Here is a 25,621-nt window from a genome sequence, read left to right on the forward strand (position 1 = left end):
ATATTTTTATTCGTTGTTTCTGATAATATCTTGTCCCTTATAATAATCTACCAGTCTGCATTTCATCAGGTAGGTAAGTTTGCTCTGCAACAGTCCGGTCTGGCTTTCCAACAATGTGGCAGCATTGTTCTGTACATCGAGTGAGGTCATAAGCCCTTCTTCGTACTTGCGTCGCGTCACGTGGTAGGCAAGTGAGTCGGAAGCTACTTTCTTCTCCATCTGGATACTTTCTTTCAGGTAGCCTTCACGGTCTTGTACGGCTTGCTGTACCAGTTTCTGAAGCTCTTCTTTCTGCGCCTCATACTGTTCGGTTGCTATCCGGTAGTTGTTTCGTGCCTGTCGCATGTTGGCGATGCCCGACAGACGGTTGAAGATAGGTATACTCATGCTGATTCCAAAATATGAGCCGAAGTTATTCTCAAACTGTGTATGGAACGGAGGGTATCCTGTTTGATGTAATTCTTTATAATAAGAACTTGAAATTCCTCCATAAAGACTGATGGATGGAACAAATGAACTCCATGAAATTTTACGGTCCATATTTGCCGACTGTTTCTGCATTTCGGCTTGTTTCAAAACCGGATTGCAGTTTAACGCAAGACGGAATACATTGTCGGCATGTTCTATGGTCAGTTGTTCTTGCTCTAGTGTAGATTGCTCCAGCAGACAGGTGTCGAGCAGCAAAGCCTCTTCAATGGGGAAATTCATTTTTTGTTTTAAGGTCAGCATAGCTGTTTCATATAAGTTTTGCTGATGTGTTAAGTTGTAAGCATCACTTGCTTGCTGTGCCTCCATTTGCGCAACGTCAGCCATTCCTTTTAACCCTAGAGTTTCCTGCCGGCGAGTTTTGTATAATAATGAATCACTTTCCGCAAGCTTTTGTTTTGCCAGTCGGGTAGTGCCATAATAATACAATGCATCAATGTAGGCTTGAAATGTTTCCAGAGCTGTATTATCCCGTGCTTCTTGCAGAGCTGCTTTGCCAAGCAGTAAATTTGCTTTGCTTTTTCGTACTTGGTTGATCAGGCTTCCTCCCCGGAAGATAGGAATGGAGGCTTCCATGCTATAACCATTATTGAAGGTTGATTTTGATATATATGTATTAGTTTCCGGGTCGACTGAACGTCCGAAATTATATTGTGCGCTGACATTTCCTGATACTCCTGGCAGAAATTGTCCGATAGCCTTCATACGGTCCATACGGTAATTGTCTGCTTCCAGATGGCGCTGCTTTACGATGTGGTTATGTTCCACTGCATAAGCCATACACTGGTCGATATTCCAGACCTCCTGAGCTGTTATGTTGAGGCTGCACAGACTTACGAGCAGAAGCAATGACTGTTTGGTCTTATTATTTTTTTTCATGTGTTTTCATTTTTATCTGCCTGATTAAAATCAAATATCGTGCCAAAGTGGTAAGCTGTTGAAAATCAGTATGTATGGTAATGCGTGCATTAAGCGATGTGTCAAAAAATTAGACACTCACTGTCTAATTTTTTGTCACCTGTTACCTGTTTCTTTATGTTATCTTTACGTATCTTTGCAATACTGCAAATAAAAAGAATATGGCTAAACAAGGAATCCTGTTGGTGGTTGATGACAACCGTAATATACTGACTTCGTTACAATATCTGCTGGGAGAATATTTTGAGCGTGTGATAACAATAGATTCTCCGGTTACAATACCTACATTGCTGAATCGGGAGGCAGTCGATATCGTATTGCTTGATATGAATTTTTCTTCGGGTATTAATAGTGGAAACGAAGGACTTTACTGGCTTCGTGAGATAAAACGTCTTCGTCCGCAGACAGAAGTGGTACTCTTTACGGCTTATGCTGATATAAACCTGGCAGTTACGGGAATAAAGGAGGGGGCTGCTGATTTTGTAGTAAAGCCTTGGGAAAATGCACAGCTGGTACAGACACTTCAGGAAGCATACTCCCGGATAGTTGAAGCCCGTAAGGGTAAGAAAAAGACAGCTGTCCCACCAGTCGCTTCCGATGACGGAATGTATTGGGGAAATTCACAGGCTATCCGTCCGTTGCGCATGTTAGTAGAGAAGGTTAGTACGACTGATGCCAATATTCTGATAACAGGAGAAAACGGAACAGGAAAAGATATGCTGGCCCGTGAGATACATCGTCTTTCCAATCGTAAGGAAGGACCGATGATAGCTGTTGATATGGGCGCCATTACGGAATCTTTATTTGAGAGTGAATTGTTTGGTCATGTGAAAGGTTCGTTTACCGATGCACATACCGATCGCATAGGACGCTTTGAAGCTGCTGACGGTGGAACGCTTTTTTTGGATGAAATAGCTAACCTGCCCTATCATCTGCAGGCGAAACTACTTACGGCTATTCAGAAGCGGTGTTTCGTAAAGGTTGGAAGCAATACGCAGCAGCCTACTAATATTCGTTTGATATGTGCTACCAACCGTAATTTGGAAGATATGGTAAGAAACGGTGAGTTCCGTGAAGATCTGCTCTATCGTATTAATACCATTCATTTGCATATACCTGCTTTGCGTGAACGTAAGGAAGATATTCTTCCATTAGCGAAACGTTTTCTTGAACAGTATGCTAGGCAATATGGCAGACAAGTGCAAGCTTTCAGCCCTGAAGCTGCGCGCCGTTTGCTGGAACATCCCTGGTATGGTAACATTCGTGAATTACAACATACGGTAGAGAAAGCCGTTATCTTGTCCGATAGCGATGAGTTGCGAGGGGATATGTTGCAACTCACTTCTACAGCCTCCGGTCCTGAACCTGTTGCCGGAAATGCTGAAACGGAAGTGCCTTTCCATACGCTTGACGAAATGGAACGTAGCATGGTGAAGCGTGCTATCGATCAGTGTGAAGGGAATCTTTCGCAGGCAGCTGCTATGTTGGGAATTACCCGTCAGACACTCTATAATAAAATGAAACGTTATGGGTTATAGGTGGATTTATTCGATTACCGTTCGTACACTGTTGCTTGTTGGCGGAGTTGTACTGGTAACTTTGGGGATTGTCTACGGGAAGGGTGGATTGCTGGTTGCAGGACTTCTTCTATGTGCCGCTTCCATTTTTATTTTCCGGAAAATGCAGCAGCAACTGCGTGAAAAGAGTTGGCTGATGCTGGAGGCTATCCGAAATCGTGACTATTCGTTTCGTTTACCGGTTTATGGCTTTTCGGGAGGAGAACGCGTGTTACAAGATACGCTTAACCGTTTCGGAGGATTGATGGGCGAACAGAAACAACTGATGGAGCAGCGAGAACGGTTTTATGAACAGATCCTTTCCAGTGTTACGTCGGGAATTATTGTGTTGGATGAAAGTATGAAAGTTGTGCAGACAAATCCGGCAGCAGCACGCCTCTTGGGGCTTCCTGTTTTGAGTACCTTGCAGCAGCTGGAACGATACGGAGCGGAAGTTTCTCATGTGTTTCGTTCATTGGGAGCTGGAGAGCGGTGTAATATACAGCTGTCTACTTCGAAAGGCGAGGTACAGCTATTGGTGCGGGCTTCTGTTATGCAACTGGGAGAACGGAAAGTGCGTATTCTTGCTTTGAATGATATCCGTAATGAGCTGGATGAAAAAGAGCTTGATTCGTGGATTAAGCTGGTTCGGGTGTTGACACATGAAATCATGAATTCCATTGCTCCGATTTCCTCGCTGAGTGAAACATTTTTGAAACGTAAGGATGTGGTAGGAACACCTTTGTACGATGGTATTCGGGCTATTCATGAAACTTCAGTCGGGCTGATTTCATTTGTTGACAGTTACCGGAAGTTCTCATCTTTACAGAAACCCTCACCCGAACCATTTTATTTGTTGGATCTGCTCAGGCAAATTGAAGGGTTAACTCTTGTCCCTGATAATATTATTCTTTCCTTGCAAGTGGAACCTGCCGAACTAATGCTTTATGCTGATCCTAATCTGATACGTCAGGTGCTCATCAACCTGATTAAAAATGCGGTACAAGCGATTGGCGGTGAGAAGGGAAGAATACACGTGCGTGCATACAGCTCGGCTGACGAGCATGTCTTTGTATATGTCAGTAACGGTGGCCCTGCTATACCGGAGGTAGAAGCAGAGCAGATTTTTGTGCCTTTCTTTACAACCCGTAGTGAAGGAAGCGGTATAGGTCTTTCTCTTTCACGACAGATTATGAAGTTGTCGGGAGGTAGTATCAGCCTGCTGCGACCAGGGACGAACGGTTGGAATACTACTTTTGTCTTGGAGTTTGAATGACGTAGATGTCTTTTATTCTCTTTCCGATTCTTGTATTGATATTTTTCCGTCCTTTTTCGCAACGTTGACTATGCTCCCTTTCGGGTTTAGGCTGAACGGAGTTATTTCGTCGCTTTTGTTATCGACAATCATCAGTGCATTTTCTTCGGCAAAGCGATTTACCTGAAGTGTAAGTGCTGTCGATCCCATTGTACAGTTGAGCAGAAGGCTGTCGTTTATATAAACCGAAATGCTATCTCCGGCAAAACTGTTTTCTACTTGTATGGTATATAAATCAGCAGATGTTTTGCTCTGATCTGCTGTTTGAGGAGTACGAAAACTCAAATAAAGAAACAGGCATACAATGAAAAATACTCCGAAGGCTAATATGCCGTTTCCTATCATAAACTGTTTATTGCTGTTGATGCTTTTATTGTTCATAATGCAGATTTATGTTTGATTTTGTGTACAAAGATATCTTAAAAAGATAAATCTTGCTAAAAATGAAATATTTATTCTAATATTTTGCAGTACATTATATTATTTGTATCTTTGCAACCGAGATGGATGAAAAGGTGGAGGGGCGGTTAAGCTCCTTTTTTTGTTCTTATATAGTTAATACATGATAGATAAAAACGTTGTAACCCGGATAGTTGAAGAATGGCTGGAGGGTAAAGATTATTTTCTGGTGGATGTCACTGTAACTCCGGATGACAAAATTGTAGTTGAAATCGACCATGCGGAAGGTGTGTGGATCGATGATTGTGTGGACTTGAGCCGTTATATCGAATCGAAGCTGAACCGAGAGGAAGAAGATTATGAACTTGAGGTCGGGTCGGCTGGTATCGGACAACCTTTTAAGGTGCTTCAGCAATATATAATCCATATCGGAAAAGAAGTAGAAGTGCTGGGTAAGGATGGGAAAAAATGGACCGGCGTATTGACGGACGCCAATGAAGAGAACTTTACGATCACGGTACAAGTGAAAGTAAAGCCGGAAGGTGCAAAACGTCCGAAGCTGGTAGAACAGAATGTAACCTTTGTTTATGACGAAATAAAATACACCAAATACTTAATAAGCTTTAAATAAAATTATGGCGAAGAAAGAAGCAACTGTCAGTTTAATTGACACGTTTTCGGAATTTAAAGATTTGAAGAATATCGATCGCACCACTATGGTGAGCGTACTGGAAGAGTCATTTCGTAGTGTGATTGCAAAGATGTTCGGAACCGATGAAAATTACGATGTAATTGTAAATCCCGACAAAGGCGACTTTGAAATATGGCGTAATCGTGAAGTGGTGGCTGATGATGAATTGACGAACCCGAACTTGCAGATTTCGCTTACTGAAGCGCGTAAAATTGATGCATCTTACGAAGTGGGAGAGGAGGTTACAGATGAGGTGATATTCGAAAAGTTTGGTCGCCGTGCGATTTTGAACCTTCGCCAGACATTGGCTTCTAAGATTTTGGAACTGGAAAAAGACAGCTTGTACAATAAGTATATTGACAAGGTCGGTACTATCATTGCTGCAGAAGTTTATCAGATCTGGAAAAAGGAAATTTTGTTACTCGATGATGAAGGTAATGAATTGCTGCTTCCGAAAACTGAGCAGATTCCGAGCGATTTCTATCGTAAGGGAGAAACTGTACGTGCAGTAGTTGCACGGGTAGACAATAAGAATAATAATCCGAAGATTATTTTGAGCCGTACTTCGCCTATGTTCTTGCAGCGTCTGTTTGAACAGGAAGTTCCGGAAATCAATGACGGATTGATTACTATCAAGAAAATTGCCCGTATACCTGGTGAACGTGCAAAGATTGCTGTAGAATCTTACGATGAACGTATTGATCCGGTTGGAGCATGTGTCGGAGTAAAAGGTTCTCGTATTCACGGTATTGTTCGTGAGTTACGCAATGAAAATATTGATGTTATCAATTATACTTCGAATATACAACTGTTCGTACAGCGTGCGTTGAGTCCTGCTAAGGTTTCTTCTATTATCATGCATGAAGAAGAGAAGAAAGCTGAAGTATATCTGAAGCCGGAAGAAGTATCTCTTGCTATCGGTAAAGGTGGTATGAATATCAAGCTGGCAAGTATGTTGACCGAATATACCATTGATGTATATCGTGAACTGGATGAAAACGCAACAGACGAAGATATCTATCTGGATGAGTTTAAAGACGAAATTGATGAATGGGTTATCAATGCCATCAAGGGTATTGGTATAGATACGGCAAAAGGTGTACTGAACGCTCCACGTGAGATGCTGATTGAAAAGGCAGATTTGGAGGAGAACACAGTAGACGATGTGTTAAGAATTTTGAGGGCAGAGTTCGAGGAATAAATATAGTCAATCATATTGATTATCCGTGACTGAAAAACTTTTTCCTGAACTCTATTAAAAACTAAAAGAATTTATGACGATAAGACTGAACAAAGTAACAAGAAATTTGAATGTAGGTATTGCTACGGTGGTGGACTTTTTACAAAAGAAAGGATATACTATCGAAGCAAATCCGAATACTAAAATTACTGATGAACAATATGCTGCACTTGTGAAAGAGTTTAGCAAAGACAAAGATTTGAAAATAGAGTCTGAAAAGATTTTTCAAGAACGGCAGAATAAAGAACGTAATAAAGCTTCTGTTTCTATTGATGACCTGCAGGCTGAAGCGAAGCCGGAGGTGATAGAAGCAGTTGTGCCTGAAGATGCACGTCCGAAATTTAAGCCTGTGGGCAAAATTGATTTGGACAGTCTTAATAAGAAGAAGGTGAAGCCGGCTGTGGTGGAGCCTGCTAAGGAAGAAATAAAGGGAGTGGTAGAGGAATCTGTACCGGTGGAAAAGAATGAACCGCAACATGTGGAAGAAACTCCTGTAGCAGAAACAGTACAACCACAACCTCAGATTAATGAACAACAGAAACAGCCGGAACAGGAGAAGGCGGAAGATTTGAAACCAGATTTAATGGAAGAAAAGAAAGAAGTACCCGAAGTACAAACCGTTCTGCAGGACAAGGAAGATGAGGTGTTTAAAATCCGTCCAACGGAATTTAAGTCGAAGATTAATGTCGTAGGTCAGATTGACCTGGCTGCATTGAACCAGTCTACTCGTCCGAAGAAGAAGACAAAAGAAGAAAAACGTAAGGAACGAGAGGAAAAAGACAAACTGCGTCAGGAACAGCGTAAGCAGATGAAAGATGCTATCATCAAGGAAATAAGGAAGACTGACGAGAAAACTGATAAAGGTGGTCAAAGTGACGCTTCGGGAAAGAAGAAACGTAATCGTATCAACAAAGAACGTGTAGATATTAATGCAGCGGGTAATATTGTTTCACCTCGCGGCGATAAAGGCGGAAAGGCTAACTCTAATGCTGCGGCTCAGGGTGGAGGCAAACATAATAAAGACCGCTTCAAGAAACCGGTAGTAAAACCTGAAGTAAGCGATGAAGATGTAGCTAAGCAGGTAAAGGAAACATTGGCTCGTCTTACTAATAAGGGTAAGAATAAAGCTGCTAAATATCGTAAGGAAAAACGTGAAAGTATACAGAACCGTCAGCTTGAGCAGGAGGAACTTGAACAGGAAGAAAGCAAGATCTTGAAACTGACAGAGTTTGTTACTGCAAATGAGCTGGCAAACATGATGGATATTTCAGTAACTCAGGTTATCTCTACTTGTATGAGTGTGGGTATCATGGTATCTATCAATCAACGTCTGGATGCTGAAACTATCAATTTGGTAGCCGAAGAGTTTGGCTATAAGACTGAATATGTAAGTGCTGAAGTTGCCCAGGCTATTGAAGAGGAAGCTGATGCTGAAGAAGATTTGCAGCCTCGTGCTCCGATTGTAACAGTCATGGGACATGTTGACCATGGTAAGACTTCATTACTGGACTATATCCGTAAGGCAAATGTAATTGCTGGTGAAGCTGGAGGTATTACACAGCATATCGGTGCATATAATGTAAAACTGGAAGACGGACGTCGCATCACTTTCCTGGATACTCCGGGACATGAGGCATTTACTGCCATGCGTGCACGTGGTGCTAAAGTTACCGATGTCGTTATTATCATTGTTGCTGCCGATGACAACGTAATGCCTCAGACTAAGGAAGCTATTAACCATGCAATGGCTGCCGGTGTACCTATTGTATTTGCAATCAACAAGGTAGATAAACCGAATGCAAATCCTGATAAGATTAAGGAAGAACTTGCTGCTATGAACTTCTTGGTAGAAGAATGGGGAGGTAAGTATCAGTCACAAGATATTTCTGCAAAGAAAGGTACAGGCGTTCCTGAATTGTTGGAGAAAGTATTGCTGGAAGCTGAAATGTTGGATTTGAAAGCAAATCCGAACCGTAAGGCTACTGGTTCAATTATTGAATCTTCTCTGGATAAGGGACGTGGATATGTAGCAACAGTGTTGATTTCTAATGGAACACTGCATGTAGGAGATATTGTGCTGGCTGGAACTTCGTATGGTAAGGTGAAGGCTATGTTTAATGAACGTAATCAACGCTTGAAAGAGGCAGGTCCTTCTGAACCGGTATTGATTTTGGGATTAAATGGAGCCCCAGCTGCAGGTGATACATTCCATGTGTTTGATACAGATCAGGAAGCACGTGAAATTGCAAATAAACGTGAGCAGTTGGCACGTGAGCAAGGCTTGCGTACTCAGAAGATGCTTACATTGGATGAAGTTGGACGTCGTTTGGCATTGGGTGACTTCCATGAACTGAATGTAATTGTGAAAGGTGACGTGGACGGTTCTGTTGAGGCGTTGAGTGACTCATTGATTAAATTGTCTACCGAACAGATTCAGGTTAATGTTATCCATAAAGGTGTTGGACAGATTTCAGAATCAGATGTATCACTGGCTGCTGCATCAGATGCAATTATCGTAGGATTCCAGGTTCGTCCTTCTAGCAATGCTGCTAAACTGGCTGAACAGGAAGGAGTAGATATCCGTAAGTATTCTATTATTTACGATGCTATCGAAGAAGTGAAGTCTGCTATGGAAGGTATGCTTGCTCCTACATTGAAAGAGCAGGTTACTGCAACAATCGAAGTTCGTGAAGTATTCAATATCAGTAAAGTCGGTATGGTTGCCGGTGCGATGGTTAAGACTGGTAAGGTGAAACGTACTGACAAGGCTCGTTTGATACGTGATGGTATTGTAATCTTTACGGGTAGCATCAATGCGTTGAAACGCTTTAAAGATGATGTGAAAGAGGTTGGTACTAACTTTGAATGTGGTATTAGCCTGACTAATTGCAATGACTTGAAGGTAGGTGACGTTATTGAAACTTATGAAGAAGTGGAAGTAAAACAAACTTTATAATTACATTATAGTAAATTTAATGAGGTGATGTCATCCTGAGCATAGCGAAGGATCTGTGAACGCTATCGGATGTGTGCAGATTCTTCTCTGCGTTCAGCATGACATTTCCTTTTTTATTACGATATAGAGTATGACAGTCCTCGATTGGATTATTGTGGCAATAATAAGCATAGGAGCTATACTTGGATTTACAAAGGGATTTATAAGGCAATTAGCCTCTATTGTAGGCTTGGTAGTTGGATTGCTTGTGGCCCGTGCATTATTTGCTTCTGTAGGCGAAAAGCTTGCCGAAGAATTGGGTACATCACTCACCTTTGCCCAAGTCGTAGCCTTTATTCTGATATGGTTGCTGGTTCCGCTTGTCTTTCTGTTGCTTGCTTCAGCTTTGACACGAGTGATTGAAATTGTACATTTAGGTTTTGTCAACCGTATTTTAGGCGCCGCACTGGGAGCTTTGAAGTACATATTGCTTGTCAGCCTATTCGTACATTTTATAGAGTTTGTCGATTCTAAAGATAACTTAATAAAGTCAACCGTAAAACGTACTTCTTTGTTATATTATCCGATAGAAGGCTTTTCGGGAGTCTTTTTCCCTACTGTGAAGAATGTTACTAAACAACTAATAGACTGATATAATAAAATATATGCAAGAAGAACTCAATAAAAAGGAAGAATCCCAAAAGAATGAGTTTGTAAAACAACTGACGCAGGAAAAGTATAAATATGGTTTTACTACGGAAGTACATACAGACATCATTGAAAAGGGATTGAATGAAGATGTGGTGCGATTGATTTCGGCCAAGAAGGGTGAACCGGAATGGTTATTGGAGTTCCGTCTGAAAGCTTATCGTTACTGGCTGACAATGGAAATGCCGACATGGGCTCATCTCAATATTCCTGAAATAGATTATCAGGCTATTTCATATTATGCAGATCCGACTAAAAAGAAGGAAGGACCTAAGAGTATGGATGAAGTAGATCCTGAGCTGGTGAAGACTTTTAATAAACTGGGTATTCCTCTGGAAGAGCAGATGGCATTGAGTGGAATGGCTGTAGATGCCGTGATGGATTCTGTTTCTGTCAAGACAACCTTCAAGGAAACACTGATGGAAAAAGGAATCATTTTCTGTTCGATGAGCGAAGCTGTACGTGAGCATCCCGATTTGGTAAAGAAATACCTGGGTTCGGTAGTTGGTTATCGAGATAATTTCTTTGCAGCTCTTAATTCGGCAGTGTTTAGTGATGGCTCATTTGTCTATATACCAAAGGGTGTACGTTGCCCTATGGAGCTTTCTACTTATTTCCGTATTAATGCTGCAAATACCGGACAGTTTGAACGTACACTGATAGTTGCAGATGATGATAGTTATGTGTCTTATCTGGAAGGATGTACAGCGCCGATGCGTGACGAGAACCAATTACACGCTGCTATCGTAGAAATCGTTGTACTCGACCGTGCTGAAGTAAAATATTCTACTGTGCAGAACTGGTATCCGGGTGATGCAGAAGGTAAGGGAGGTGTATACAACTTCGTAACAAAACGAGGTAATTGTAAAGGTGTAGATAGTAAATTATCGTGGACACAGGTAGAAACCGGTTCTGCCATTACATGGAAATATCCGAGCTGTATATTGAGTGGAGATAATTCTACAGCTGAATTCTATTCGGTTGCAGTAACCAATAATTACCAGCAAGCCGATACCGGAACTAAGATGATTCATCTGGGAAAGAATACTCGTTCGACGATTGTGAGCAAAGGTATCAGTGCCGGAAAGAGTCAGAACTCATATCGTGGTCTGGTACGTGTGTCAGAACGTGCAGACAATGCCCGTAACTATAGCCAGTGCGACTCGTTGCTTTTAGGAAGCCATTGCGGAGCTCATACGTTCCCATATATGGATATACACAATGAAACAGCGATAGTAGAGCATGAAGCTACTACATCGAAGATTTCGGAAGATCAGTTATTCTACTGTAACCAGCGTGGTATTCCTACCGAAGATGCAGTAGGTCTGATTGTAAACGGTTACGCGAAAGAAGTATTGAACAAACTTCCTATGGAATTTGCCGTAGAGGCACAGAAATTGCTTTCTATCTCATTGGAAGGCAGTGTAGGATAAATAAAAAAGAAAGCTATGTTAGAAATAAAAGATTTGCATGCCACGATTAATGGCAAAGAGATATTAAAAGGAATCAATCTGACTGTAAAGTCTGGCGAGGTACACGCTATCATGGGACCGAATGGTTCTGGTAAGAGTACATTAAGTAATGTGCTGGTAGGACATCCGGCTTATGAAGTAACAAAAGGATCGGTAACTTTCGATGGAAAGGATTTACTGGAAATGAGTGCAGAAGACCGTAGTCATGAAGGACTGTTTCTTTCATTTCAGTATCCGGTAGAAATTCCTGGTGTAAGCATGGTTAACTTTATGCGTGCGGCTGTCAACGAACAACGCAAATATAAAGGGCTTCCGGCGCTGACTGCAAGTGAGTTCCTGAAACTGATGCGTCAGAAACGTGAAATTGTGGAACTGGACAGCAAGCTTGCCAACCGCTCTGTAAACGAGGGATTCTCGGGTGGTGAAAAGAAACGTAACGAGATCTTTCAGATGGCTATGCTGGAACCGAAATTGAGTATCCTCGATGAAACAGATTCTGGACTGGATATTGACGCTCTCCGTATTGTAGCCGAAGGAGTGAATAAGCTGAAAACTCCTGAAACAAGTTGTATTGTGATTACACACTATCAACGTCTGTTAGATTATATCAAGCCCGATATCGTACACGTGCTTTACAAAGGACGCATCGTAAAGACTGCCGGTCCGGAACTGGCACTTGAGCTTGAAGAAAAAGGTTACGACTGGATAAAGAAAGAATTAGGAGAATAAGCATGAAAGCAGAACAACAATATATTGATCTTTTCTCGCAGTGTGAGGCGATGATTTGCCGGCATAGTGCAGAGGTGCTGAATGCTCCTCGTGCAAAAGCCTTTGCCGACTTCGAACGTCTGGGATTCCCTACACGCAAGCAAGAAAAGTATAAATACACGGAGGTGAGCAAGTATTTTGCTCCCGACTACGGACTGAACCTGAATCGTCTGGAGTTTCCGGTCAATCCGTACGAAGTGTTCAAGTGCGATGTTCCGAATATGAGCACTTCCCTCTATTTTGTGGTAAACGATGCATTTGACAAGCACGTACATCCCTCTGCACAATTACCTGAAGGAGTTATATTCGGCAGTCTGAAGGATGTGGCAGAACAACATCCGGAACTGGTGAAAAAATATTACGGAAAGTTGGCTGATACGTCGAAAGATGGTGTGGTAGCGTTCAATACGATGTTTGCACAAGACGGTGCGCTGATGTATGTTCCGAAGAATGTGGTAATGGAAAGACCGGTCCAGTTGGTTAATATCCTGCGTGCCGATGTCAATACGATGGTGAACCGTCGTATTCTGATTATCCTCGAAGAAGGAGCACAGGCCAAGCTGCTGATTTGCGACCATGCTATGGATGAGGTGAATTTCCTCTCTACGCAGGTTGTAGAAGCTTTTATCGGTGAAAATGCTGTATTCGACCTTTATGAGTTGGAAGAAACACATAACAGTACAGTACGTTTCAACAACCTGTACGTACATCAGGAGGCAAACAGCAACGTATTGCTGAATGGTATGACGCTTCATAACGGTACGACACGCAATACAACTGAAGTAACACTGGCAGGACGTGGAGCAGAGGTCAATTTGTGTGGTATGGCTATTGCAGACAAGAACGAGCAAGTGGATAACAATACATTCATTGATCATCAAGTATCCGATTGTACCAGCAATGAGTTGTTCAAATATGTACTCGACGATCAGGCTGTAGGAGCTTTTGCCGGAAAAATATTGGTACGTGAAGGAGCTCAGCACACTTCTTCACAGCAGACCAACCGTAATATTTGTGCAACACGTGAAGCTCGCATGTATACTCAGCCGCAGCTGGAGATATATGCCGATGACGTAAAGTGTTCGCATGGAGCAACAGTCGGTCAACTCGATGAAAATGCATTGTTCTATATGCGTCAGCGTGGTATCAGCCTGAAAGAAGCACGCTTGCTGCTGATGTTTGCCTTTGTGAATGAAGTGATTGACAATATCCGTATGGATGCGTTGAAAGACCGTCTGCACTTACTTGTTGAGAAACGTTTCCGTGGCGAATTGAATAAATGTCAGGGATGTGCTATTTGTAAATAAAATTAGTGTGACATGTTTTACGATGTACAAAAAATAAGAGAGGACTTTCCGATACTTTCACGGAGCGTGTACAATAAGCCGTTGATTTATCTTGATAACGGAGCGACTACCCAGAAGCCCCGTCAGGTAGTAGAGTCAATAACAGACGAATACTATTCGGTCAATGCGAATGTACACCGTGGAGTACATTTCCTTTCGCAGCAGGCTACCAACTTGCACGAGGCTTCGCGTGAAACAGTACGTAAGTTTATTAATGCGCGCCGCATTTCGGAAATAGTCTTTACACGTGGTACTACCGAAAGCATCAATCTGGTAGCATCTACCTTTGCTGACAGCCAGATGAAGGAAGGCGATGAAGTGATTGTTTCTGTAATGGAGCACCACAGCAACATTGTTTCATGGCAGTTGCAGGCAGCGCGTAAAGGAATTGTCTTGAAAGTGATTCCGATGAACGACCGTGGGGAACTGTTGCTTGATGAGTATGAAAAGCTCTTCTCTCCACGTACTCGTCTGGTTTCAGTAGCGCATGTTTCGAATGTGCTTGGAACAATCAATCCTGTGAAGGAAATGATTGCCACTGCACATGCTCACGGGGTTCCTGTTCTGATAGACGGAGCACAGAGTATTCCTCATATGCCGATAGATGTACAGGATCTGGATGCCGATTTCTATGTATTCAGCGGACATAAGGTGTATGGTCCTACGGGTATCGGTGTGCTTTATGGCAAGGAAACATGGCTCGACAAACTCCCGCCTTATCAGGGAGGAGGAGAAATGATAAAGAATGTCAGCTTCGAGCATACCACGTTCAACGAACTGCCGTTTAAGTTCGAGGCTGGAACTCCCGACTATATTGGAAGTACAGCACTGGCGAAAGCACTCGATTATGTTTCGGCAATTGGAATGGATAAGATTGCAGCCTATGAACATGAACTGACAGTATATGCCATGAACAGACTGAAGGAAATTCCGGAAATGCGTATTTTCGGAGAGGCTGAACATAAGGGAGGCGTTATTTCTTTCCTGGTGGGCAATATTCATCATTTTGATATGGGAACATTGCTCGACCGTCTGGGTATAGCTGTACGTACAGGACATCATTGTGCCGAGCCGTTAATGCACCGTATGGGAATTGAAGGAACGGTACGTGCTTCGTTGGGTTTGTATAATACGAAGGAAGAAATTGATGCACTGGCAGCAGGTATAGAACGGGTAAGCCGGATGTTTTGATAACAGGACTTGCTGTTTGACTGTATCATAAAGAATAATCTTCTTATTCCAATCTTTACATTAAGTGCTCAAGATGGAATAAGGAGATTTTTTATTGTTATACTTTTGATTATAAACGTATTATATCTCTTTCTGAGTAGCTGTTTTTACAGTTTATAATCTCTTTGTAGCATATTAGTCAAATCATCAGCATAAACTTCTAAAAACTTCTCGATGTTTTCTCTTAAACATCGAGAAGTTTTTTTATTTTTTGTACGAAAAAATCGCGGGTGTTGCTGATGCTTTTTAATAGTCTTTACGAAGACTGTTTTGCTTATAGTTTTACTCTCCTGAATAGAGGCAAGCCTACTTGCTGCTATTCTTTTTCTAATGCGACTTTTAGCAATGGCTGGGCACCTACTGTAGCGGTTTTCATATTGCTGGAACTGACCTCCAGTGTGGCATCTTTCCTGGGAACGGTAAGTGTGAACCTGCCTTCGTTGTCGGATGTAGTTTGTGTTGTAGTACCTTTTATGGTAATACATGCTCCCGAAACTGGGTTTCCGGCAGCATCTGTAACACGGCCTGTAACCAGCGACTCTCCTTGAGAAGTTGTAGAAGATCTTTTTGTCGTTATCAGTATTACCCCATCACGGGCTTTGGGCCCGAATATGGTTACGCCCGTTCCATCCTTAATAACATTTATGGAGCTGATATGGTCGGGATTTATTTCATTCAGAACTTTGGGCTCAACTTCTTTACCATCAATGATAAAGAGTGTTTTCTTTAATGTAAGCGAGTTGTCAGATATGTTTCCTGTTGGTGTATGTCCTTTTTGTTTGTCAGGAAGTGAGAAAGTAATCGGAATAGTAAATTTTACGTCAACAGGCTTTCCATGTTGGGTTCCGGGTTTCCATTTAGGGGTAGTTTTTATAACTCTTAGAGCTTCTGCATCTAATAACGGATTTACAGAACGCTTTATTTCGAAGTTGTCGAGTGAGCCGTCTGCCTTTACTACAAACTGGACAATAACCCTTCCCTGAATGCCTGCTTTCTGACATTCTGCCGGATATTGTATGTTTTCTGCGAGATAACCCATCAATGCTTTCATTCCCCCAGGATATTCCGGCATTTGTTCTACTACAGTAAATGTTTCTCCATTTTGTACAGTAGGTTTAGGTGCAGAAGGAGAAACTGTCAGATCTAATTCATTGGTAGCACTTGTTAGTCGAATTGTTTTATCCGTCTGCTTGATACAGTCTTTTACCGATATGTTTTTCGACTCCATACCCACATACGAAATCCATAAACTCTGATCTTCGCCTACTTCCAGTGAAAAATGTCCGTCATCGTCTGTAAGCGTACCATTGGATGTATTGGTGATGACTACTGTAGCTTGTGGTACTGGCTGTCCGGTTTCGTCTACGACTTTCATGCTCAGACGTATTTTTTTATCCGGAGCAGACTGATTGTTTTGTTGATTTTTGTCGGTATACGTTTTCATAGCATCCGATAAATCACTAACTTTGACATTTGAAATCTCTTCTAATGGTTGAGATACTTCGGGACGGGCAAAAACGGTAACTGCAACAGTTGCCAGTGGAAGTACATACAAGTACTTGACTCGTGCCCACGGATTGGATTTTTTTCGAATCATCATAGTAATACGTTTTTTAAGTGAACTGTGATTAAAGCTGTTGGCAATAGAGTAGAGCCTTGCGCCAACGGCTTTTTTTATTAATAGCATTTGATATTGTCTGGCATCGATTCCTTGACGAAGGACTTCTTCGTCGGCTTCATATTCGTGAATATTTTGCAGTTCTTGTTTAAGTAGCCATATAGCGGGGTTGAACCATTGTAGCCAGCTACAAACCTCAACCAGCAGCAGATCCCACGAGTGATGATTACGGATATGTGCCTGTTCATGTAGCAGAATGTCATGTCCGTTCTCTTTAAGGTCGGCTTGTGAAATAACAATATATTTCATCCAGCTAAAAGGGGCAAAGTTGCATGAGTGAATTATCAGAAGCGTTCCGTCGGGGAGTTGCTCTCGCTGATTGTGACGGATGAAATAGAGCATGCGCCCCAACGACCAGAGGTGGCAAAGAATGAAAAATATAGCTCCTGCCACATAACAGATTATTAATATTTCTTGCCAGGGAAAACCGAATTCTGGCTGCAATCCTTGATTGGGAACCACATTCTGCTCATACATTATCAGCAAGTCTTCTACAGTTGTTACAGCTGTACTGACCATAGTATGCTGGTTGGTTGTGATTGTTGCCAGAGGTAGTATGTACGAAAGCAGTATGATACTCAGTAAGGCTATCCGGTTGCAGCGGTGAAATGTTTCCTTGCTTAACAGTAACCGGTAGAACAGGTAAAATACAGCCAGACAGAGCGATGATTTCAGTATGTAGACAAAAAATGCTCCCATAATCCAGAATTGTTTATTGTTTCTTTTCGTTTTCTCCTTCTTCCACCTGCCGTATCAGTTCCTTTAGTTCTTCGATGGAAATATCCTCTTCTTTTACGAGTGACGATACTGCTCCCAAAAAAGAATTATTAAAGTACTTGCTGATAACACTCTTCAACGTCCGGGTACGGAAGCTGTCTTCTGTTACTATGGCGAAATAGCGATATGTATTCCCGAATGCTTCGTGCGAGAGATAACCTTTTTCTTCTAATCCACGTACAATGGTAGAAAGTGTATTGAAGTGCGGTTTAGGATCATCGTAAAAAGTCAGCAGTTCTTTTACAAATAGAGGACCTTTCGTCCAGAAGAAACCCATAATTTCTTCTTCTTTTGCAGTGAGTCTTTTCATATATTTCTCTTGTTTTTTGCAAATAACTAAAATATATAGTTTATAAACTAATTTTTATAGTTAAATAAATAAAATAGGAGAAATGAGTGGTTTATATGGGGATAAAAAATAGGGAAGACTACCCGATAGACAAAGTAGCCTTCCCTTGTTGAAGTAAGATGAAGAGTTATGTTATTTTCCGTAATCTTCGTACATCATCAGCAGATGCGACGAGCTCCAGCTGAAGTGAGGAGCCTGGAGGCGCTCTCCGTTGTGTGTGCCATAGTTTTCATGTATAGGAGCATCTTCTTTCAGCCCTTGGCAGCGTTCGAATACTTGCTCCGTATATTGATCTGCAAGTTTTCCGTAGCCATAGTTACGCAATCCCCTGATAGCCTGATAAGTCTGGTCGAGCCATATCGGACCTCTCCAATATCCGTTCGGATCACATTTCGGATTATCGGCAGCAGCCGTAGGGAAGGGGATATAAGTTGAAAACTTAGTTGTATCAGTCAGCAGTGTAATGGCTTTATCCATTTGCTTCTTGCTGGCTATTTGTACCCAGAACGGAGTATATCCTTCGCATCCAGGTTCTTCAATGAAGCTGCCATCGCTCAACCGGCGGTCACAGAACCATCCGATTTTTTCATCGAAGAAATAATCGGCGATTTTATCGCTGTAGTCGGGACCATCAAAGCTAATGCCGATCAACGAAGCAAATTTCTTCAGTAATTTACATTCGTAGGCTAGATATGCATTCAGGTCCACACTTTCCTGATCCATACTCCATGCATCGTCTGCATTTTTCAGCATCTTTGTGTTGTCGAAGCGAATGGCATTGTCCATACCACTTTCCCATGCGGCAGCTTCCAGGGTGCCGTCGGTAGAACCAAACTCACAGATGCCGTTACGGTTGTGGTCGCGTTTTGCATACCACCATTTGTAATAGGCAAGCAGTTGCGGATACATCTCTTTTACGAAGGTGGTATCTTGGGTGTGAGTAAATATTTCATCTACAGCCCAGCAAACCAAAGGTGGCTTACTGTCGCGGGCATTATTATCTGCCGAATTGGTATAGATACAGTCGATAATCATACCGTCGGGCAACTGGTAGTCGAACATGGCACGAATATTGTTTTTCGCCAGTTCGGGAGCAAAGCTTGCCAGAGCTGCTGAGAAACGCCAGCTGTCCCAGGCCCAGAATCCGACGAAATAGCCTACCGCATGGCTGGGAATAACTCCTTCATGTAACAGTCCTTCTCGGTGTGTACGCCAGTTGGAAATCAGTGTTACAGCAGACTTTACGGCAATACGGTCGTACTCAGGCTTCATGTCGTTGCGTAGAATCTTTTGTAAGTATCCGTTCCATCGGTCTGCATTTGCCTTCAGCTCTTGTGAAGGATTGTTCAGCAGAGCTTGTATGCGTTGTTCGCTTACTGGAAGTTCTTTTTCGGAAGCGAAGAACGAAATGGCAATATCAGTTTTCTTACATCCGGGTTCAGTCTGTGCAACATAATTTTTCCCGTCGCATGTCAACGTGATGTCAGAATCGAACGTTAACGTTACAATCTCTCCGTTGGAGTGACGTACTGTAACGATGTTACGCTCAGCTTCCAGATGTACATTATTATTCCATTGTCTGGCTGTAAAGCAAAGTCCTTTTCCACTGTTACTCTCTATTTGCAGTAGAGCTGTAGAAGCATTGATGAAATTCATGCGCTGGCTGATACTTTCTGTTCCGGAGGATGAGGATATATATACTTCACCTGGAAAGTAAGATGCCGAGTCGGGAGTCATTGCTGTTGTTTCTCCTATAAGACTGGCTTCCACGATCGATTGGGCAAACCATATCCGGTTGTCGATGCTGAACGGACCGCAAAATCCGTTTACCCATTTATCTTGTTGCGGTATGGTAAATCCCATCCACGAACCTGCATCGGTAAAACATCCTGCGCGATGAACGGTTGAATCGGGTGTCAGCGCAATATTCAGGATATTGCTGAATTCATATCGGTTTCTTTCCTGAGACATATTCTGTCGGGAACCTGTGGTGCAGGCTGAAATGCCGGCAGCCAGTCCCAGAAGCAAAACCTTTATTGTATTTTTTTTCATTGTTGATTGATGTTTTTAAGTATGTAAACCAAAAACGCTTCTTTTAGAAGAATCTCTTATGAGCCTGTGAGGCTGCATCCATTTCCTTATCCAGAGGTTGAATGGTGAAGCTGTACTGCCATGCATGAGGAGTTATTGTATATTCAGGATGTACCTGTGCTCCCCAAGTGTTATCGCCACCTACTCCCATTTGCATGTGATCGATGTTCAGCCATACCAGATCTTGTTTTTCTATGCTTCCTCCATGATGACGCTCTACGCTGAATGGGCGATAGCCGATGTCTTCAAGTGGGAAGTTCCATGCACTGATACTCAAAGGTTCTTCTCCGGTGACAAGCAGACCTTCTCCTGACTGGTTACGTAATGCTACCCAGCGTACATCACATTTGTTTGCTGTTTCCTGTGCACGTACGTACGGATGATACTGTTCCCATACGCTAGCAGTGTAGACACCTATTGCAGCACTGTTCTTACGGTCGGCATAGTTTTCATGTGGGCCGCGTCCGAGCCATGTCATCATTTCATAATCGGCAGGCAAAATCATACGCATACCCAGACGAGGCATTTCTGGTAATTGTTTTTGACCAGGGATAAATGACATGGTAACTTTCACTGCACCGTCAGGGCGGATTATATAATTAATATTAAGGTCGGCATCTTGCTTTTCCATGCGGTATGTAGCAGTGACAATGGCCTGACGTTTGTCGCTCCTTTCATTTAATTTCAAGTCTTTCAGTTTCGCATCCTTACCTGCTTCTTTCCAGATTCTGCAACGTTCGGGAGTGCCATTGGCTACGTCATTATCTGTCAATCCACGCCAGAAGTTAGCTTGCAGACCTTCTTTTATGAGATTCTTTCCGTTATATTCTAGAGCCGTCATTTCTCCGTCGGCTGTGGAGAAGCTGATACGGAAGTTAGTTCCACTCAGACTGATGCTTTCCGGAGTACTTTCCGATCTTAGTGAACCGTCAATTGGCTCTATGTTTTGAGCTATCTGCTCTACAGGCAGTTGCCACTGTTCCATTGCAGCTATATGTCCTGCCGGAATCATAGGAGCATCCTGGCGGGTAATTGCTTCCAGTTTCAAGAAATATTCTTTTTCACTTGCGGCAATAGTCTGCATAGGAAGTACGATCTCCCGGCTTTGTCGTGCCGGTATCTGTGGAAAATCCATTACTCCCTGCTGAATGCTTTTACCGTCAGCTTCTATTGTCCAGCGCAACTGATAACCGGATAGGTCGATGAAATCATGCCAGTTAGTGATATTAATCCGATTGGCAGTAAAGGCTACAGGACGGAAGTGAATGTACTGATATACCTTCTTCACTTCATAAATATGCGGATGTAAAGAACGGTCGGCTGCAATCAGTCCATTGGCACAGAAGTTGGAGTCGTTGTGTACTCCTACATAGCCCATATCTCCTCCATACGCCCAGATGTCTTTTCCTTTTTCGTCTTTCTTTGCAAATGTCTGGTCTACCCAGTCCCAGATAAATCCACCTTGTAACTGGTCGTACTTATAGATTAAATCCCAATAATCTTGCAGGTTGCCGACACTGTTTCCCATTGCATGAGCATATTCGCACATAATCATCGGGCGTGCATCGCGCTGATTAATGTGACGACGGAGCGACCAGATGCGGGGATACATCGGGCAATAAATATCCGATTTAGCTTCGTAACCTCCACCTTCGTATTGTACCGGACGGGTAGGATCTGTTTTCTTGGTCCAGTCGTATATTGTTTCGAAATGTTTACCATAACCTGATTCGTTACCTAATGACCATGTAACAATAGCTGTACAGTTGCGGTCGCGCATAACCATACGGCTCATGCGTTGCATGAATGCAGGTTCCCATTCCGGATAATTGGCAAGTGTTCCATCTTTGTGACTCATCATTCCATGGCTTTCGATATTTGCTTCGCCAACCAGATACAGTCCGTACTTGTCGCACAATGCATACCATTGGTAGTGGTCTGGATAATGGCAGTTACGTACAGCGTTTATGTTGAATTGCTTCATCAGCCGGATATCCGTCAACATACTTGCGACATCGATGGAGCGTCCTTTATATGGATCGTGTTCGTGTCGGTTTACTCCTTTGAACAATACGGGTACACCATTAATAAGTTGTTGTCCGTTTTTCATTTCTACAGTGCGGAATCCGAATGGATGTGCAAATGATTCCATCGGTTTTCCTTGCTGGTCGAATGTGTTGACAACCAGTGTGTAAAGATTAGGTGTTTCGGCTGTCCATGCCAGAGCATCCTTAAGTAGTTTTTTGCCAGACAATAATGTGTCGGTGTTGTTTTTTATTTCTTTATCCTGAGTGTAAAGAGCATTACCTTTTGCATCCAGTAATTTGAACTCTACACGCTGACCTTGCTGAGGCTGATTCAGTGTGATATTTACATCAAAATCACCGTCTTTATATTGATTGATCAGTTCGGCCGTGAGTTTGAAGTCTTTTACTCGGCTTTGTGGACGCGCATACAAATAGACATCTCGTTCTATTCCACTATATTTCCAGTAGTCCTGATCTTCCATGTAAGATCCGTCACTGTATCTGAATACCTTGACAGCCAGCTTGTTTTTCCCTTTTTTTAATAGCTTGGTTACATTAAAGTGAGCCGGCAGACGGCTGTCTTCGCTGTATCCGGCAAGTTCTCCGTTTACCCAGCAGTAATATGCAGATTCTACCCCTTCGAAGTCGAGGAAGATATCCATTCCGTTCCAGTCTTCGGGTACTGTGAATTCACGGACATAAGCTCCTACCGGATTATAGTCTGCTGGTACATACGGTGGATTGCAAGGGAATGGATAAGATACGTCGGTATAAATGGGGGCATCAAATCCTTGAAGTTCCCAACTGCCTGGTACTTCTATGTTTTTCCATTTGCGTGTGCTGTATCCCGGTTTATGAAAATCGGCAGGACAAGCATCGTTATTCTTGGAGAAAAGAAATTTCCAAGTGCCGTTAAGTGAAACGCGTCGTTCGGTCTGTGAGTTTATTTCGAAACGTTGCAAGTCAGGTAATGCCTGCTGTGCCAATGCTGCATCTTCATTGATGAATGGAATGAAGTGTGCATGCATTGCTTCACGGTTTATTTCGTTTATCTGTGGGTTTTGCCAGGGCACATTGTCGGCATTAGCCGGCAATGTAGCTGCAAGGGCAAACATGTATGTTAGATAAAAAAAGTGCTTCTTCATAGAATTTGGTATTTTTCTTAGATGGAACAAAAGAAGGTGACAAGAAATGGTACACTAAAATCGGTTACGAATCCGTGAAAAATGGAAACTACGACAAATTGCTGACCTGCATAACGGGTTATAATAGGCAGGGTAGTATCCATTGTCGTAGCTCCTCCTGCTGATATCGGTGCCAGATTTCCGAACCACCGAACCAGTAGAGGGGCACACAACAAAGTAATTATTTCACGGGTTATGTTAGAAAGTAAAGCAATGGTTCCTAGCTCCGGCCCTTTATATTGCGTAATGAAGATGCTGGATAGTGAATAATAACCAAAGCCCGAACCAACTGCCATACAGTCGGCGGCACTCCGGTGGGGAAGAATGAGGCTCACCAGTGCAGCTGCCGATATGGTTCCCAGTATAGTAGCAACAGGCAGGAAGATCAGCCTTGGATTCAGCGAACGGAAATTTCTCAAGGTCTGTGGATCGTTTCCGATACTTAGGCCTACACTGAACATCAATGCACATAAGGCATAGAAGCTGATATTGCTTTGTGCTACGTCGAAAGGGATGAGATGAAAAGCCCCGCATAATGTTCCAAGAACAAAAAATCCGACAATGATCAAACTGCCTTTCATGCTTTTCCTCCTTTCTTTTTATACAGGAGATACCATAGCCCCCAAGCGAAGATACAACTTCCCAATACGCATGCCAGCGTAATGGTAAAGGCTTCTACTCCTAAAGTTGCAAGTCCTTCTACTATCTGGCGATTTCCTCCTACTTCTACTCCTAATAAAAAAAGGAGTACCCAGATTAGTGATGTTATGACTTTATTTATCCACGAAAATTCTTGGCGACGGAGCAGGAAACCTATTGCCATACCTCCTAACATTAATCCGATAACAGTAAACATATTCTTTTTTTGTAATCTTTTTTGTGGGCAAAAGTAAAGAAAAGGGTTCGGAAGAGCAACATCTTCCGAACCGGAAGATTTCTTTATTTTACTTCAGGATTTGCGTCAATCTCCCATTTAGGTATTGGGTAGAACAACTTGCTTTCATCGAATCCTGTGCGACCTGCCTTTTGTAATGCAGAAGCTGTCTTTCCCCACCGGCGTAAATCATACCAGCGGTAACTTTCCAATGGGAATTCAAGAATGCGTTCATGTTCTATCTGATCGCGTACCTCTTGCTGGGTTGTACCTTCCATCGGAGGCATATTACCATGTACACTTCTAATTTCATTGATAATAGGAATAGCCTGTTCTGGATGGTTTTGTTCGTTTAATACTTCAGCTTTCATGAGCAATACATTCACATAGCGCATCAATGGAATGTTTATAGCGCATGCTTCTTGCATCTCTTCAAGTGTCGGAGAGGTAAATCTACGGAATACCGGTTTATTCTCACCTCCAAACAATTCGTCATATTCTTTTCCCATAACTCTTCCTGTTCCGTCGTTGAAGTAGTCGCACTGGAAGTAGATTGTGTTGTACAGACGTTCGTCATAGCGTCCGTCGTTCAACTTACCTTCTTTCATATATTCTTCCATCAGCATGTTGCTAGGCAGAATTTCATCATATCCGTTCAACTCTTTCGCGCCAATCCATTGGTTCAGGTAAGAATAGTGCACAGAACCATTTGCTTCGCTCTTGCTGTACTGTACTTCGAATATAGATTCAGAACAGTTTTTGTTTGTTCCGTTAAACATTCCTATCAGGTTTTCTCCGCTTACTAGTGAATATCCTTTTACATTGTTCAGCGCTGTAAGAGCTTTGTCCAGATAAGTGCTTTTCTTTTCTGGTTCTTCGTATGCACGAGTCAGATAGGCAAAACCGATATAAGCATAAGCAGTACCGCTGGTAGCACGTCCTAATTCATTTTCGTTCCGGCTTTCCGGCAGTTGGGCTGCGTAGTTTTCCAGTTCTTCCAGAATGAAATCCCAGCAGGCTGTACGTTCGGATAACGGACGGTTCAATTGAGAAGACTCTTTAATGTATTCGTTGCGGATGATGATTTTTTCCCAGTTGAGCAGTAACATCATATGATAATATCCTCTCAGAAAATGTGCTTCGTTAAGAAGTTCGTTACGCTTGTTCTCATCCAGATTCGGGATATTCGGAACATTGGCTAATACCTGGTTGGCAAAGTTGATTCCTCTGTATAAATCCTGATAATAATAAGAGAACTGAGTATTACCATTGGTATAGTTGAAATAATAAAGTGCTACCCACTGGTCGTAGTTACCGGCATCACTACCTAAATTGACAATGTCTGCACGGTATTCTTCGGTTGGCCATCGCACTTCACTAGTTGCATATGTATCACCATGATAGAGTTGTGAATAGGCTGCTGCCAGTCCAGCTTGTGCATCCTGTTCATTTCTCCAGTAATTGTCTGTTGTCAGTTCGTCCGGTGACTCTACGGTCAGGAAGTCCTCGCATGAAGTAGATGACAGGGCGAGGCATATTATACTTGCTAAATAAAATATCTTTTTCATATTCTTAAT

19 protein-coding genes are annotated in these 25,621 nt (G+C 42.5%); 10 read left to right on the plus strand and 9 right to left on the minus strand.

The features are described from left to right. Positions 1–6: 6 nt before the first annotated feature. Positions 7–1,365 carry a TolC family protein gene (locus tag BACCOP_RS08355; RefSeq protein WP_007568215.1) on the minus strand — a complete coding sequence of 453 codons (1,359 nt, stop codon included), beginning with the start codon at positions 1,363–1,365 and terminating at the stop codon, positions 7–9. Positions 1,366–1,565: 200 nt separating this feature from the next. On the opposite strand from BACCOP_RS08355, the gene BACCOP_RS08360 reads away from it, so the two are divergent. Further along, positions 1,566–2,942 carry a sigma-54-dependent transcriptional regulator gene (locus BACCOP_RS08360; protein WP_007568217.1) on the plus strand — a complete coding sequence of 459 codons (1,377 nt, stop codon included), beginning with the start codon at positions 1,566–1,568 and terminating at the stop codon, positions 2,940–2,942. Beyond that, positions 2,932–4,236: a sensor histidine kinase gene (locus tag BACCOP_RS08365; RefSeq protein WP_007568219.1), complete on the plus strand. Its 1,305-nt coding sequence runs from the start codon at positions 2,932–2,934 to the stop codon at positions 4,234–4,236. Before BACCOP_RS08360 ends, BACCOP_RS08365 begins: the two co-directional genes overlap by 11 nt. Before the next feature lie 12 nt (positions 4,237–4,248). Here the strand turns inward: BACCOP_RS08365 and BACCOP_RS08370 are convergent, their stop codons facing one another. Further along, complete coding sequence (locus tag BACCOP_RS08370; protein ID WP_007568221.1) at positions 4,249–4,656, minus strand: hypothetical protein; 408 nt, start codon at positions 4,654–4,656, stop codon at positions 4,249–4,251. A gap of 181 nt (positions 4,657–4,837) precedes the next feature. Between BACCOP_RS08370 and rimP the strand changes: the two genes are divergently transcribed. The 8 genes from rimP (at position 4,838) to BACCOP_RS08410 (ending at position 15,025) form a co-directional block, all read left to right on the plus strand. Further along, on the plus strand, positions 4,838–5,305 hold the full coding sequence (gene rimP, locus BACCOP_RS08375; RefSeq protein ID WP_007568223.1) for a ribosome assembly cofactor RimP: 468 nt from the start codon (positions 4,838–4,840) through the stop codon (positions 5,303–5,305). Positions 5,306–5,309: 4 nt separating this feature from the next. Further along, positions 5,310–6,566, plus strand: coding sequence for a transcription termination factor NusA (gene nusA / locus BACCOP_RS08380; protein ID WP_007568225.1), 1,257 nt, complete (start codon positions 5,310–5,312; stop codon positions 6,564–6,566). Between the two features lie 73 nt (positions 6,567–6,639). Continuing rightward, positions 6,640–9,561 carry a translation initiation factor IF-2 gene (infB, locus tag BACCOP_RS08385; RefSeq protein ID WP_007568226.1) on the plus strand — a complete coding sequence of 974 codons (2,922 nt, stop codon included), beginning with the start codon at positions 6,640–6,642 and terminating at the stop codon, positions 9,559–9,561. Between the two features lie 130 nt (positions 9,562–9,691). Next, positions 9,692–10,192 carry a CvpA family protein gene (locus BACCOP_RS08390; RefSeq protein ID WP_007568229.1) on the plus strand — a complete coding sequence of 167 codons (501 nt, stop codon included), beginning with the start codon at positions 9,692–9,694 and terminating at the stop codon, positions 10,190–10,192. Positions 10,193–10,205: 13 nt separating this feature from the next. Next, positions 10,206–11,681 (plus strand): Fe-S cluster assembly protein SufB, encoded by a 1,476-nt coding sequence (sufB, locus tag BACCOP_RS08395; RefSeq protein WP_007568230.1) that lies wholly within the window; start codon positions 10,206–10,208, stop codon positions 11,679–11,681. A 15-nt stretch (positions 11,682–11,696) separates the two neighbouring features. Continuing rightward, on the plus strand, positions 11,697–12,449 hold the full coding sequence (gene sufC, locus BACCOP_RS08400; RefSeq protein ID WP_007568232.1) for a Fe-S cluster assembly ATPase SufC: 753 nt from the start codon (positions 11,697–11,699) through the stop codon (positions 12,447–12,449). Positions 12,450–12,451: 2 nt separating this feature from the next. Continuing rightward, positions 12,452–13,795, plus strand: coding sequence for a Fe-S cluster assembly protein SufD (gene sufD, locus BACCOP_RS08405; RefSeq protein ID WP_007568234.1), 1,344 nt, complete (start codon positions 12,452–12,454; stop codon positions 13,793–13,795). Positions 13,796–13,807: 12 nt separating this feature from the next. Next, a complete protein-coding gene (locus tag BACCOP_RS08410) occupies positions 13,808–15,025 on the plus strand; it encodes an aminotransferase class V-fold PLP-dependent enzyme (protein ID WP_007568236.1) in 1,218 nt (405 codons plus the stop codon). Positions 15,026–15,380: 355 nt separating this feature from the next. Here the strand turns inward: BACCOP_RS08410 and BACCOP_RS19260 are convergent, their stop codons facing one another. The 7 genes from BACCOP_RS19260 to BACCOP_RS08445 form a co-directional block, all read right to left on the minus strand. After that, entirely contained in the window at positions 15,381–17,441 is a 2,061-nt protein-coding gene (locus tag BACCOP_RS19260) for a M56 family metallopeptidase (RefSeq protein WP_083779564.1), read from the minus strand. A 13-nt stretch (positions 17,442–17,454) separates the two neighbouring features. Continuing rightward, entirely contained in the window at positions 17,455–17,829 is a 375-nt protein-coding gene (locus tag BACCOP_RS08420) for a BlaI/MecI/CopY family transcriptional regulator (RefSeq protein WP_007568240.1), read from the minus strand. Between the two features lie 171 nt (positions 17,830–18,000). Continuing rightward, positions 18,001–19,920, minus strand: coding sequence for an MGH1-like glycoside hydrolase domain-containing protein (locus BACCOP_RS08425; protein WP_007568242.1), 1,920 nt, complete (start codon positions 19,918–19,920; stop codon positions 18,001–18,003). A 43-nt stretch (positions 19,921–19,963) separates the two neighbouring features. Continuing rightward, a complete protein-coding gene (gene lacZ, locus BACCOP_RS08430) occupies positions 19,964–23,131 on the minus strand; it encodes a beta-galactosidase, LacZ type (RefSeq protein ID WP_007568244.1) in 3,168 nt (1,055 codons plus the stop codon). Between the two features lie 17 nt (positions 23,132–23,148). Next, on the minus strand, positions 23,149–23,751 hold the full coding sequence (locus BACCOP_RS08435) for a LysO family transporter (protein ID WP_007568246.1): 603 nt from the start codon (positions 23,749–23,751) through the stop codon (positions 23,149–23,151). Beyond that, positions 23,748–24,026 carry a LysO family transporter gene (locus BACCOP_RS08440; RefSeq protein WP_007568248.1) on the minus strand — a complete coding sequence of 93 codons (279 nt, stop codon included), beginning with the start codon at positions 24,024–24,026 and terminating at the stop codon, positions 23,748–23,750. Before BACCOP_RS08440 ends, BACCOP_RS08435 begins: the two co-directional genes overlap by 4 nt. 83 nt (positions 24,027–24,109) lie before the next feature. Continuing rightward, on the minus strand, positions 24,110–25,612 hold the full coding sequence (locus tag BACCOP_RS08445) for a RagB/SusD family nutrient uptake outer membrane protein (protein ID WP_007568250.1): 1,503 nt from the start codon (positions 25,610–25,612) through the stop codon (positions 24,110–24,112). Positions 25,613–25,621 lie beyond the last annotated feature (9 nt).

Origin of the sequence: Phocaeicola coprocola DSM 17136, from assembly GCF_000154845.1 — a bacterium.
GTDB classification, from domain to species: domain Bacteria; phylum Bacteroidota; class Bacteroidia; order Bacteroidales; family Bacteroidaceae; genus Phocaeicola; species Phocaeicola coprocola.